We start from the raw sequence: 13,348 nt of genomic DNA, 5'->3' as shown, positions 1-13,348 counted from the left end.
ATGAAATCAAAATTTATAGTAATAGAAGGGCTAGAAGGCGCGGGTAAATCAACCGCTATTTCGTTATGCCAAGACTTTTTAAACAAACAAAAAATAGACTTCATTAACGTCCGCGAACCTGGCGGCACTCCGCTTGCTGAATCGCTTCGTACGCTTGTAAAAGCAGAGCACGAAGAAGAAATTGCCTTTGAAACCGAGTTGCTTATTATGTACGCAGCACGTTCGCAATTAATGCACAATGTTATTACCCCAGCGCTTGATAAAGGCCAATGGGTACTTGCCGATCGTCATGACTTATCGTCTCAGGCGTATCAAGGTGGTGGGCGTGGTATTAGCTCAAATACATTAGCTTCACTTTCGTCAATGGTATTAAAGGGCTTAAAGCCTGATTTAACTATTTACCTTGATATTGATCCAGTGATAGGCCTTGAACGTGCAAAAGGGCGTGGTGAGCTTGACCGTATTGAACAAGAAGCCATTGAGTTTTTTCAGCGTACACGTATGCGTTATGTTGAACTTGCTAATGACGACAACACAATTAAAACGGTTGATGCAAACCAAAGTATTGATAAAGTACATCGCGATATAACCAATGTACTGCATTCATTTTTTGAAGGCCTAAAATAATATGCCATTGCCGTGGCTACATGATACCCAAGCACGTTTAGCGCAAAGTTATCGTGCAGAGCGTTTTCATCATGCGCAATTATTTTGTGGGCCTGTTGGCGTAGGTAAGTTTGAGTTAAGTGATGAGCTTGGTAATGCTTTGTTATGCCAAAATATAGCTAAGCAGGTAGCTGCGCAAAACAGTATGCTAAAACCTTGCGGGCATTGTAAAAGCTGTTTACTTACTCTTGCGGGTACTCATCCCGACAAGCGTTTAACGCAAGTTGATGGGCAAAGCATAGGCGTAGATGATATACGCGGCATTAGTGATTTTATGAATCACTCAGCAGCGCAAAATGGCAATAAAGTAGCAATAATCGAAAATTGCGAAAAAATGACCACAGCAGCAGCTAACGCATTATTAAAAACACTTGAAGAGCCAACTAATAGCCGCTTTTTAATATTAACTACAAGCCAACCAGCACAGCTCCCTGCAACTATTTTAAGTAGATGCGCTAAAAGTGACGTAAAAATAACTAATACAGCACTTGCCCAGCAATGGTTAGAGACATTAGATATACCTAACTATAGTTGGCTAGCACTTTTTTATAACCAACCGCTGCAAGTAAAGCATTGGCAACAGCAAGACCAGCTAAAAAATATTGATACACTGTATAAGTTTGCAACTGAGTTTAAACAAAGCCATAATTTCAAAGCGTTAGTCGATATAATAAATAAACAGCCTGAACTTGTTCGCATATTTACTTTGTTTTTAAGCGTGCAACTAAAGCAGCAATTACTGCAAGGTATGAGTTTTGACGCTTATCAAAGTGCGCAAAATGCATTAGGCGAGTTTTTACAAAATAACACACAAGTACTTGGCCTTAATTTACCGCTTGCTGTATCACGATTAGCATACACATTGCGAAATTCTTAAAAGGATTAATCATGCAAGAATTACTAGTAGACATAGACGATTTAGACGAGTTATACCGTTGTTATATGCCTTACTTAAAAAAAGGTGGCTTATTTGTACGTACTAATATGCGTTACGAAGCAGGGCATTCATTAGCACTTAGAGTTACCTTGCCCGATGCCTTAGAAGATGATGTAGTAACAGGTAAAGTGTCGTGGATCACGCCACAAGGGGCACAAAGCTCTAACCCTCCAGGTATTGGTATTAGCTTTTTAGACGATAAAACAAACCTAAACGCTAAAATCGAAAAGCTACTTGGGACTATGTTAAACTCAGGCGATCAAACATATACCATGTAGTTATAGGGTCGGTTTTTCATTGAGATTAACACCGCCCTATATTGGGTTCTTTTAATTGCTAACATAATAAATTAAACGAACAAATTTAAACCCTGAACATAATACAGGCCTTATAGTGATTGTAGATTCTCATTGCCATTTAGATCGTCTTGATTTTGATAAACTAGACTTAAACCTTGACCAAGTTCTTGATAAAGCGCGTGCAAAGCAAATAGAGCACTTTTTATGTGTAAGCGTAACGCTTGATCAGTTTCCAAGCATGCTTGATAAAATTAAGCACTACGACGATGTATCAGCCTCATGTGGTGTACATCCACTTGATCAAAAAGACGCCCTTAATAAACAGCAATTAATCGACTTAGCCTCACACAAAAAAGTCGTTGCCATTGGCGAAACGGGCCTTGATTACTACTATTCAAAAGATACTCACGCAGTGCAGCAAGCAAGTTTTGTTGGGCATATTGAAGTAGCTAACGAATTACAAAAACCGTTAATTATTCATACTCGTGATGCCCGTGCCGACACCATTAATTTAATGCGTGAGCACAAGGCCGAAAACTGCGGTGGTGTACTACATTGCTTTACTGAAGACTGGGATATGGCTAAAAAAGCCATAGACATGGGCTTTTATATTTCTATTTCGGGCATTGTTACCTTTAAAAATGCAATTGAGCTAAAAGAAGTAGTAAAACAAATACCGCTCGATAGATTACTAATAGAAACCGACTCGCCTTATTTAGCGCCGGTACCGTATCGTGGGCAAACAAATCAGCCAGCGTACGTAGAAGATGTTGCTTATTACATTAGCGAACTTAAAGGCATTAGCTTTAATGAACTGGCTAAAGCGACTACCGAGAACTTTTATTCTTTATTTAAATTAGCAGCTAAAGGCTAAATACATGATTACTCACACGGCAAACCTTCCTATTTTACTAATGGGGCCAATGGTGCGCCGTGCAGAGCGAACTGGAGTCTGCATTCAGTTTGCTACCTCCAGACCTGCAAACTGCCAAATAAACTTATTAAATGTTGAGTGTTATAGCGATCAACACACTGTTTCTTTAGGCGAACATTTATACCTGCATTTCGTCATTATAAAGCCAATAAATAACAAACTCCCTGTCGATAGCTTATTAAGCTATGAACTTGTAATTGATGATATAGCAGTCGATTTGTCGCCTTGGTGCTATAGCAATCAAACAGCGCCTGCATTTGTAATTCCTAATAAACTGAGTGATATTTTGCATGGCTCGTGCCGTAATGCACATCATCCAGCAAAAGACAGCTTAGTGTCTGCAAGTCACTGGCAAAACACTCAGCGCGGTAATAATAATCAAGGCGCACAATTGTTATTACTGAGTGGTGATCAGGTTTATGCCGATGATGTAGCAGGGCCCATGTTATTAGCTATTCATCAGTTAATTAAAGCCTTAGGTATTTACAAAGAGCAACCACTTGCCATTGAGCTACCCGACGACATAAATGAGCAACTTTATAATCGCCATTTGTTCTTACCAAAAACGCCTTGGCAAAAACGCTCAAAGTTAGGTGTTGGTTACTGGCTAAAAAAAGACGAACCTCACTTTTCAAGTGTAAAAGCCTACAATCACCTTATCCATTTTGAAGAATATATAGCACTTTATTTATTAAATTTTAGTGCTGCTGCTTGGCAATGCGTTGATATACAAAACACAACGTATTTAGGTCAAAGCGAGCAAAACAAAATTATTTTTAACGCTGAAAAAACAGCATTGATTGATTATGCAAAAGGCTTAAGTGAAGTAGAGCGGTTGTTTGCCAATGTATCTACGCTAATGATGTTTGACGATCACGATGTAACTGATGATTGGAACCTGACCGCTGGGTGGGAGCAAGCTATAAATGAAAACCCAAGTAGTAAACGAATCATTAATAACGGTTTAATTAGTTATTGGCTTTTTCAGGGAATGGGGAACGATGCACTAAATAAAACAGGCGAGCTACTTACACCTTTTAAGCAAAGCCGTACTGCTAATAATTTATGGCAGTTTAAAGCATTTGATAAACCATTAAACGACTTTAGCTTTTGGCATTACGAACTTACTACAATACCCAAAGTAGTGGTGCTTGATACGCGCACGCACCGCTGGCGAAATGAGCAAAACTTTAACGAGCCTTCAGGTCTACTTGATTGGGAACGTCTCACAGAGCTTGAGGAAAGCCTATTAAGCCACGACCAAGTTATTATTGTATCGCCAGCCCCTGTATTTGGTGTTAAATCAATAGAAGCCATTCAAGCCATGTTTAACATATGTGGCCAACCACTCATGGTAGACGTAGAAAACTGGATGGCGCACGAAGGTTCAGCCAAAAAGCTACTCGATACTTTTAGACGAACCGACACCCCAAACGAAACGCTTATTTTATCGGGAGACGTGCATTACTCATTTTGCTTTTCGGTGCAAAAGCGTTTTGGCGATCATCCCAATCGGATTTGGCAACTTACCGCCAGCGGTATTAAAAACGAGTTCCCGCGTAAATTAATAAACATACTCGATAAACTAGATTCAATTTTATACGGCCCAAAAAGTCCCTTAAACTTTTTTACCAAACGCTGGCACATGGAAGTAGATAAGCACCAAACTATAGGTGAAGGGCAAAAATACTTAGTAAGCGACTCAGCTATTAGTTTAATAACACTAGAGCAAGGAAATTTAGCCCGCTACCAACTTATACATGGTGAAGGGCATTTAACTGAGTTTGATTTAGAAGAACAGTAATTTTTAATCAATAATTAATTAAATAAATTAAAGGCCTATTTGCACAAAGAGAAGCGAAAGAGGAGTAAATGAGAAGACACAATGCCAATCAGAATACAGTTTCGGTGTTTATTTTCTTCTCTAAAAGCGCAGCGCCTCATACCCTCTTAGTGAATAAATTACTAATTACGGAGTAAGGTTGTTAAGAAAGCAACGCTTAATTTATTTAAAAATCTATTTGCACAAAGAGAAGCGAAAGAGGAGTAAATGAGAAGACATAATGCCAATCAGGATATATTATCGGTTTTATTTCTTCTCTAAAAGCGCAGCGCCTCATACCCTCTTAGTGAATAAATTACTTACACGGGGTAAGGTTGTTACGAAAGCAACGCTTAATTTATTTAAAAATCAGCTAAAAATCTATTTGCACAAAGAGAAGCGAAAGAGGAGTAAATGAGAAGACACAATGCCAATCAGAATACAGTTTCGGTGTTTATTTTCTTCTCTAAAAGCGCAGCGCCTCATAATCTCTTTGTGAATAAATCGCTTAAAAATTTAATGTACAGTTACTTATAGCCCTTTGGATAACGACTTAAAACCTAAGTAAATAATTTTTATGAATTAAAGCGCTTTATGCCATCGACTAGCTTTAGAACATTGAAGTTTATTAGTAAACCAGTACTTATTTCTGAAAGTTTCATATAAGTTATTAATTGTGCAGAGTGAATTGGAAGAAGCTTATCAACCGCCTTTAGTTCAATTATTAATTTATTAGGCAATAAAATATCTAACCGGTAACCTGTATTTATATATTGATCTTTATAATATATCGGTAGCTCAACTTGGTTTTTAGCAGATAAGCCAATTTTACTTAATTCATATATTAAGCAAGCTTCGTAACTTGATTCTAATAAGCCAGGCCCTAAATTCCTGTGTACTTCTATAGCGCAACCTATTACCGTTTTTGTTAATGTATCAGTATCCATAGGTATCCTTTTGCTTAATCTACAAGCATTTAATTAACTAAGAAACAGTTTTAAAATAAGAATTAAGTGTAGTACAAATAAAATAGCAAAATTGAAGACTATATGAAGCAATCTATTAAGTTGTCACTCGTTTGTTGATCTATTTACTAATAAAATCAATCAAAGGTCTATTTGCACAAAGAGGGGGTAGATGAAAAGGCATAATACCAGCAAAACTGCATTTTGTGTTCATTCCCTTCTCTAAAAGCGCAGCGCCTCATACCCTCTTAGTGAATAAATTACTAATTACGGAGTAAGGTTGTTAAGAAAGCAGCGCTTAATTTATTTAAAATCAGCTAAAAACCTATTTGCACAAAGAGAAACGAAAGAGGAGTAAATGAGAAGACATAATGCCAATCAGGATATATTATCGGTTTTATTTCCTTCTCTAAAAGCGCAGCGTCTCTTAGCCTCTTAGTGAATAAATTACTTATTACAGGCTTTGCTTACCACGCTAACAAGTTAACCGTAAATTGAACCTTGGCGGTAGAAGCAGAGCTTGCTCGCGTGAGAAGCGCAGCTTCTAATCACTATATTAGGTAATTACTTAGTTTTGTATTTAACCATGCTCTTTTCGGCTTCGTTTAGACGCGGGTAATTTACTACTTAATATTGCCAAGCATAAAATAGTCATAAACAATATTGAGTTTGCACCGGCTTGCAATGAATAATCTACCAACGAATGCAGCAGCATATCTATAATTGCAATGGCACAGCCAAAAGCAACGCCCTGAAACAATGCTGTTTTACGCTTTCTCATAGCAGCTATACATAACCATAAACAGTAGAGTATAAGTGAGCCTAGTGCAGCTGTAGTAGGTATACCCAGCTCTACTGCAAACTGTACGTAATCGTTATGGGCGTTATCGTAGTAACCTGAATAAGGCTCAGACTGATACGCCGGAAACGCAGTATAAAATGTACCACCACCAGAGCCCAACAAAGGCTTATCTAAAATAAGCGGTATTGAATCACGTACAACTTCGTCACGGGTTTCTGATGAAATGCTGGTTTCGCTTATACGTTGTTTTACTTTTTCTACATCAAATATTGCACCAATTACGATCAAATCTATAATAAAAAAACTTACAATAAGTAATTTAAATGCTTTGGGTTTTTTATTATAAACAAATAAAGCCAGCAGGCTTACCACCATTAATGCGATAAAAAACGCGGAGTTACCCATACGGCTACGTGTTAATATTAAAGCAATAATTATAATAATTAACGAAATACGTAAAATTATTTTTGAGCTCAAAAGTATTTCAGTCCACGCCCGAAGCGTTTGCTTTAATGTTTGTTTGTAATCGCTAGTAGAGCGCTTTAATTCGCTAACTAAAACCCCAATACCTAAACATAAACATAAAGCTAAAAAGTTAGCCAAAAAGTTAGAGTAAGTAAACGTACCAATAGCACGGTCGGTATGTTTATAGCCAAATAACGGGCTAATTATATCTGGCGATAAATTTAAATAAGTGGCATATAAAGCCTGAAAAACGCCTGCACTTATAATTGCATATATTAAATTTTTAATACGCTTTTCAGTATTACAATAAATAAATAGTAGCCAGCAAAATAAAATCATAAAACTTGTTTTAATAAGCATTTGTTTAGTTTGAAATGGATCAACACTTACGGTAAATATTTGTACTGCGCATACGCCCGCAACTATACCGAGTAGAGTAAATAAGGGCCAAGAATATAAAGGTGGGTATAAAGGGTGCTCGTTATTAATACTGCTGTAAACTAAATGGATGAAAAAGGTAGCACTAATTAATATCCCCATTGCTAAAATTGCCCAAGGGCGGTAACTACCTAATGGTAAGGGCAGCAAAAATAAAATTGCGCAGAGTAAAAAAAATATAAAACGATTCACAGGATTCTCTAAACTAAGAGCCTAAAAAGAAGGGCTAAAAAAATAAGCCATATAAAGTAAAACGCAGCCAAAAGGCTGCGTTTTTATTATTTTATTAACTGTTAGTTACCGACTTCAGATATACCTTCATCGCCACCTGTGCCGCCGGCACCTTGTGGTACTGGAGTTGTTGGTAAAGTAACAATTACCGGAGCTACTGGAGTTGGAGCGCCACCTGGGCCAGCTGCTGTTGCTTCAGAGGCAACAGTGGCATCAACGCCAGCGGTAATAGCAGCAAGTGTAACGGTATCGCTGTTAACGCCAGCGGCTACAAGTGCAGCTAAAAAATCAGCAATAAGTGGGCTATCAGCACCAATAGCGTCTACAACTACAGTCATCATAGAATCAACTTGGGCAGCAGTACAATTTGTACATACGCCGTTAATCGCCGCTACTAAATCTGCTTTAAGCTGATCTGGAGCTGTTTCAGCGGTTACGCTATTTAAAACGTTGACTAAATTAGTCATGCCTTCAGTTTGTACGACTGCATCAGTATCCGTTTGTGCATAACTTGGTAAAACTGTAAGTGCAGATGCACCAGCGATTAAGCTGGCCAATATAAATGATTTCATCTCTTGTCCCTTGGTAGAGTATTAATTACAAAATTTTAGCGCATCGGTGCAAAAAGTAAACTCTTTATTTGCGCCATTATCATTAGTTTTTATTATTTTGGTTGGCGGCATTATTAAATTGCCCTGTACGCCATCGCAACCTAAACCTTCAAGTACCTTTAAAGTTTCAGGTTTTTCAATTAAACAAGCTAAAACTTTAATACCAAAGCCATGACAAATATTATTAACTGTTTGAATAAAAAATTGGCTTTGGGTGTTATCTAATAAATCTTGAATATAGCTACCATCTATTTTTATATATTCAATATCTAACCCTTGCAAGTATCTAAACGAGGTTAAACTAGTGCCAAAGTGTTCAACACACACACTTATGCCAATATCTTTTATTGTATCTATATGTAAAGAGGCAACATGTACGTTATAAAGCAAGCTAATTTCATGCAATTCAAAAACCAAGTTTGTTTTAATAATTGGTTTAGTGTGAGCATAAAGAGTAAGCCATTCAATAAAGTCAGTTGAATACAACGAAGCTTTACTAATATTTAACGCAAATGTATCGTCTGGGTGTTGCTCTTTAACGTTTACAAAGTTACGAATTATTTTTTTGTCTAACTCTTCGGTTAAGTTAAGCTTTTCGGCCATAGCAAATAAATGGCCATTATTAACCTTTTCGCCTTCATGCGTAAAATGAGCAAACACCTCAAAATAGCACTGCTTGTTTTGTGAGTTGGTGCGTTTAACTGGCTGCACCGAAAAACTAACTTCACCAGTAGCAATAATTGACTGAATAAGCGAACGCCACTCTTTAACACTAAACAAAGTATCTCTATCTACTTTATTTACAGCCGAATCGCCAATAGTACAGCCAGTATCAAGCGCCGAAAGCACACTCCCGATAGATGAGCCTTTATCAACACTTACTAACGCTAAGTTAGCAAAACCATTCACGTGTAAGCTGTTTTTCTTTTTACTAAAGGCATCATTTATATCGAGGCGTGTTCTACTTAAAAATTGCATATCGAATGGGACTAAAGCAATAAAAGTACTACCGTTAAGTCTAAATATTTTAGAGTTGATTAAAGCACCAATCACATTTTGCAAAGTAACGCTTACATCATGTACGTGCTCGTCACCATCTTGGTAACTTACAGTTTGGTTAATATTAGCAAGTGAGGGGAGAGTAATCATCATTGCAGTGATTGGAGTGTCGCTAGTAATGGTGTCAACCACTGAGTTAAAGTGGTTCTCAAACGAACGGCGGTTACCCAGTCCTGTGAGTGAGTCTACATATACTTCATCGGTAAGTGCTTGTGTTTGCTTTGTTAAAGAGTCAAAGGTGCTTTGCAGGTTCATTACCATATTATTAATGGCTTTAGTCACAGTACGTAGCTCGCGCGCAACAGGTATTTCGTCGTTTAATGTAAAGCGTTTACGCGTTACCAAGTGAGCTTGGTTTTCTACTGCTTTTAAAGGTTTAAACACAGCACGTAATATCAAATATGCTACAGCAAGCGACGCTACTAATAATAATAAAGAACCATAAAAGCTGCGTTTAGTATGTTCCCATAGCGTTAAATACGATTGCCCAACATGGCTTGTTACTTCGAGCACTCCAGCCATAATCCAGCCATTGTTTAATTCTGATTGCATAGTAGGGGCTTCAAGCTTTACTGCTGTAATAAACCAATTAGGTACAGATTCAACGCGTTTTGGGCTTGTTAGGTCAAAAACTATTTTATTCTCGGCGTTAGTAAATTTTATTTGTTTGTAATAGCCGGAGTCGAAAATAGCGGTTGCCATGGTTTGGGCAATCATTAAACTGTCTTCTTCAAGGTAAGGCGATATAGAAAGCCCTAAGCTTGTTGCTGTATCTTGCGCGTGGCTACCCATTTGCGTTTGTAAGTATTGGCGAGTGGTATCAACGTCAGTAATTACGCGTACAAAAAAAGAAAGTACCGAAATCAATATAATAAGGCCATATACTTGGGTTTTTAAACTTAATCCATTTTTAAAAAGTCGAGACATAACTCGGTGTTCCTTTATCACTTTTGGCGGGCGCAAGCTCACCTTGTTCAATTCGCTCTAACATGGTGTTCCAGGCAGAAACACCACGGCTATTTTTTACTTTATTACCTAACCCTTTTGATTTGGCTAACCATAAACCTTGGCCATTAAAACTATAGATAGGTGTTAGGTCAGGGCGCTTATTAGCGGGCAGTAGTTTAGTGTTAAAATTGCCTAAAACAAAGGGGATTTGATTTGGAGTTTCAATATATATAAGTACCATATGAGGTTGATTAACTGTTTTTTGGCGTACATACATTAAACGTACTTTATCTTCGGGTACGCCCAGTGCTATTAACGTAAAGTATTTGGCAATTACGTAGTCTTCACAATCACCCATACCAAGGCCTAAACTCTCAAGTGGGGTGGCCCAATAATCTTTTTGGTGCCAAAGCTCATCATCGGTTTTGTATTTAATGTGCTTATTAAAAAAGTCATTCACTAAATGGATTTTTTGCCATTCACTTTTATCAGCTGACTCATCTATAAAACTTAGCCAATTTTTAATACGTTTATGCCCTTCATCACCATACTGTTTTTGAGCGCGCGCAATTATATCGTTATTGCGTAAATACAAAAGCGTATTTTGTGCGCATACAAAAAAAGACACTAATAATAAAATGTTAAACCCTAAACGCACAAATGTTCCTTAAGTTTGTGTTCCATAATAGCTAAACAAGCCTAGTATAGTATTAGTATCTTTAAAAGGATAGGTCGTTAAAAAGCATTAGGCACTAAAGTGGTGCAATGCAGCTTACTTTTGGTGCAACATAAAATTAACAAAAAAACAATCAAAAAGTACTCTTTTATTATTGAGTGCATTATTGTGTTGTGTATAATAGCAATGTCACACGGCATGTGAAACGCTCGAAAAGGAATTTTAGCTTAATAATTCCTTTTTTTGTTGATTAGCAAAAATAATGAAAGGAATTAAAGTGAAAGTTTTAAAAGCAGTATTACCTGTAGCTGGCCTTGGCACGCGTATGTTACCAGCCACAAAAGCCATCCCTAAAGAAATGCTTCCTCTGGTAGATAAACCTTTAATCCAATACGTAGTTAACGAAGCCGTAGCAGCTGGTATTAAAGAAATCGTGCTTGTTACACACGCTTCAAAAAACTCGATTGAAAACCACTTTGACACAAGCTTTGAGCTAGAGGCCACACTAGAGGCGCGCGTAAAGCGTAGTTTACTAGAAGAGGTTCGCTCAATAGTACCAAAAGATGTAACCGTGATTTCTGTTCGCCAATCAGCACCACTAGGCTTAGGCCATGCTGTTTTAGCAGCGCGCCCAATTGTTGGTAATAACCCATTTGCAGTAATGCTACCCGACGTAATTATTGATAAATACAAATCAAATTCAAAAACCGACAATTTAAGCCAAATGATCGACCGATTCGACAAAACAGGCTACAACCAAGTAATGGTCGAGCCCGTACCGCAAGAGCAAGTGCATCAATATGGTGTAGTTGATATAGCTGGTAAAAAAATAAATGCAGGCGAAAATGCAACCATTAAAAATATGGTAGAAAAACCAAATAACGATGAAGCGCCAAGCAATTTAGCTATTACAGGTCGTTATGTTGTATCTACAGCAATTTGGGATTTACTAGAATACACCCCTCCTGGAGCTGGCGGTGAAATACAACTTACTGATGCTTTACTCCAATTACGCCACCTAGAAACACTTGAAGCCTACCATCTAAAAGGTAAATCTCATGATTGTGGTTCTAAATTAGGTTATATGTTGGCCAATGTAGAATATGCAATGCAATCAAGCCATATGGGTAAAGAGTTTACTAAAGCAGTTAAAACATTAATTAACGAGTAACAAATTATTTATTATAAAAAAATCAAGTGACATTTAGTTTAACTGGTTACGTGACGAATTTTACAAAATGTTATTTACAGCACCACTTAAAAGGAATTGGATTTGTTAAATAAGCTCATAAGTGGTGCTATATTTAATGTAGTAAATATTATATTTCAAGTTTTTATAGGACTTTTAGTATTTAGAGAAATGCTACATTACTTTGGGGATCATAACTTCGGAGTCTGGTCTCTATTAATGGCTGTGTTGTCACATATTGTTTTATTTGAATTTGGCCTCGGATCAATTATAGCCAGAGCAATATCAGTAGAACGGGAGAAATTTCAGCGAGGACCTTTAATAAGTACTTCATTTTTTTGTATCTTCATCTTAGCTCTATTATTTAGCTTACTGGTATTAATCAGTCTGTTTCTAATATCAAATAATGTTATAAATTTTTCATTTAGTAGTAATGTAAATACCTATTTAATAATCTTATTTTTAGCTGCTAATTTCGCACTGAATTTTGTTTCTGGTGCATTCCAGTCATACTTAATAGGAAATTTTTATGTCGTTTCTACAAACCTAGTCCGATTTATTTCAAATCTTGCAAGAGGGATAACCATATTATTAGTGATCAATTATGACCTTGGGATAATATCAGTTGCTATCACATTCTTCATAATTGCACTATTTGAGTTTGTTTGTAGATTAATCCTTAGTTATAAAGCGGGTTTCAAATCTGACTATAAATTATCGTCAGTTTCTATGGATTCCTTCAATTATTTAAAGGTGAGAGGATCTAGGCTGTTTTTTTTAAGGCTAAATGATTACATACGAAACAACTCGCCGATTTTATTGGTAGGTTTTATTATCGGTAGTGTTTCCGTAGTGCCACTTCGTGTAGTGGGACGGCTGATGGAAATATATGTAGAAATATCCTCATCTATTAATTATCTTTTAACGCCTTACTTTAGCAAATATATAGATGATATAGAATCTACTAATTCTAAGTTTAAACTGAGTATTATTGTTGCGACAACTCTTTCCTTAACTATATACCTAAATATAGTTTTTCAAGGTGAGTGGTTCTTAGGAGTCTGGTTAGGCGATTTTTCTGAGGTTACGTTAGCAGCATTGCAAATAATTTCATTTGGCTTTTTTATAGCTAATATGCAAGGGCCATGTACTGCTATTTTGATATCAAAAGATAAATATAAATCAATATCCTATCTTACAATTAGTGAGAGTTTATTGACAATTATAATAAGCCTTTTAATGATCAGTTACTTCGGGGTTTTAGGTGCTGCATATGGTGTTTGTATATCGCTTTGTGTTATTAGAG

Annotated in this window: 12 protein-coding genes; 7 read left to right on the top strand and 5 right to left on the bottom strand. The window is 36.8% G+C overall.

The window, feature by feature from the left end:
* The 5 genes from tmk to CXF64_RS12270 all read left to right on the top strand — a co-directional run bounded on the left by tmk (position 1) and on the right by CXF64_RS12270 (position 4,640).
* Positions 1-627 carry a dTMP kinase gene (gene tmk, locus CXF64_RS12290; protein ID WP_007585737.1) on the top strand — a complete coding sequence of 209 codons (627 nt, stop codon included), beginning with the start codon at positions 1-3 and terminating at the stop codon, positions 625-627.
* Between the two features lies 1 nt (position 628).
* Entirely contained in the window at positions 629-1,543 is a 915-nt protein-coding gene (locus CXF64_RS12285) for a DNA polymerase III subunit (protein WP_024590369.1), read from the top strand.
* Between the two features lie 11 nt (positions 1,544-1,554).
* Positions 1,555-1,881 carry a PilZ domain-containing protein gene (locus tag CXF64_RS12280; RefSeq protein ID WP_002962367.1) on the top strand — a complete coding sequence of 109 codons (327 nt, stop codon included), beginning with the start codon at positions 1,555-1,557 and terminating at the stop codon, positions 1,879-1,881.
* 115 nt (positions 1,882-1,996) lie between these two features.
* Entirely contained in the window at positions 1,997-2,776 is a 780-nt protein-coding gene (locus CXF64_RS12275) for a TatD family hydrolase (RefSeq protein WP_101217155.1), read from the top strand.
* A 4-nt stretch (positions 2,777-2,780) separates the two neighbouring features.
* Entirely contained in the window at positions 2,781-4,640 is a 1,860-nt protein-coding gene (locus tag CXF64_RS12270) for an alkaline phosphatase D family protein (protein ID WP_101217154.1), read from the top strand.
* 593 nt (positions 4,641-5,233) lie between these two features.
* Here the strand turns inward: CXF64_RS12270 and CXF64_RS12265 are convergent.
* The 5 genes from CXF64_RS12265 to CXF64_RS12245 all read right to left on the bottom strand — a co-directional run bounded on the left by CXF64_RS12265 (position 5,234) and on the right by CXF64_RS12245 (position 10,835).
* Complete coding sequence (locus CXF64_RS12265; RefSeq protein ID WP_024590372.1) at positions 5,234-5,605, bottom strand: GxxExxY protein; 372 nt, start codon at positions 5,603-5,605, stop codon at positions 5,234-5,236.
* Between the two features lie 598 nt (positions 5,606-6,203).
* Entirely contained in the window at positions 6,204-7,520 is a 1,317-nt protein-coding gene (locus tag CXF64_RS12260; protein WP_101217153.1) for an O-antigen ligase family protein, read from the bottom strand.
* Between the two features lie 101 nt (positions 7,521-7,621).
* Positions 7,622-8,131: a hypothetical protein gene (locus CXF64_RS12255; RefSeq protein ID WP_101217152.1), complete on the bottom strand. Its 510-nt coding sequence runs from the start codon at positions 8,129-8,131 to the stop codon at positions 7,622-7,624.
* A gap of 21 nt (positions 8,132-8,152) precedes the next feature.
* Positions 8,153-10,156, bottom strand: coding sequence for a bifunctional diguanylate cyclase/phosphodiesterase (locus tag CXF64_RS12250; RefSeq protein ID WP_101217151.1), 2,004 nt, complete (start codon positions 10,154-10,156; stop codon positions 8,153-8,155).
* Positions 10,140-10,835 carry a transglutaminase-like cysteine peptidase gene (locus CXF64_RS12245; protein ID WP_101217150.1) on the bottom strand — a complete coding sequence of 232 codons (696 nt, stop codon included), beginning with the start codon at positions 10,833-10,835 and terminating at the stop codon, positions 10,140-10,142. Before CXF64_RS12245 ends, CXF64_RS12250 begins: the two co-directional genes overlap by 17 nt.
* A gap of 295 nt (positions 10,836-11,130) precedes the next feature.
* On the opposite strand from CXF64_RS12245, the gene galU reads away from it, so the two are divergent.
* Positions 11,131-12,024, top strand: a complete 894-nt coding sequence (galU, locus tag CXF64_RS12240) for a UTP--glucose-1-phosphate uridylyltransferase GalU (protein ID WP_101217161.1) — start codon at positions 11,131-11,133, stop codon at positions 12,022-12,024.
* Between the two features lie 102 nt (positions 12,025-12,126).
* Positions 12,127-13,348: oligosaccharide flippase family protein (locus CXF64_RS12235; protein ID WP_157823669.1), on the top strand; the 1,222-nt coding region annotated here is incomplete at its 3' end.

The sequence above is a fragment of the Pseudoalteromonas sp. GutCa3 genome (assembly GCF_002836155.1).
In the GTDB taxonomy this organism is placed as follows: domain Bacteria; phylum Pseudomonadota; class Gammaproteobacteria; order Enterobacterales; family Alteromonadaceae; genus Pseudoalteromonas; species Pseudoalteromonas arctica.
The sequence above is the reverse complement of the archived record's forward strand: the minus strand, read 5'-3'. Positions and strand labels throughout refer to the sequence as shown.